1 protein-coding gene is annotated in these 233 nt (G+C 44.6%); it reads left to right on the top strand.

Annotated features, from left to right (window positions below):
• Nucleotides 1-233, top strand: a 233-nt coding sequence (locus UC75_RS21710; protein WP_228137396.1) for an aromatic amino acid lyase, incomplete at both ends; no start/stop codon positions are given.

The following is a 233-nucleotide window of genomic DNA, read 5'->3' as shown; positions in this document are numbered from 1 at the left end:
GAATGTCAGGTTGCTTTACCAGAAACGTCTGAGTGGCGTGAACTGATTCAAAAAGGTGCTGATTTTCTCGATCAACTCCTTGAGGAAGAGGGGGTTATCTACGGAGTGACTACGGGGTATGGCGACTCATGTTTGGTTGAAGTGCCATTACATCAGGTTAATGAACTACCTCTACATCTTTCACGCTTTCATGGTTGTGGTTTAGGCGAAAATTTAGATGTCATCACTGCACG

The sequence above is a fragment of the Acinetobacter sp. V2 genome, from assembly GCF_001188385.1.
GTDB classification, from domain to species: Bacteria; Pseudomonadota; Gammaproteobacteria; order Pseudomonadales; family Moraxellaceae; genus Acinetobacter; species Acinetobacter oleivorans.
The sequence above is the reverse complement of the archived record's forward strand: the minus strand, read 5'-3'. Positions and strand labels throughout refer to the sequence as shown.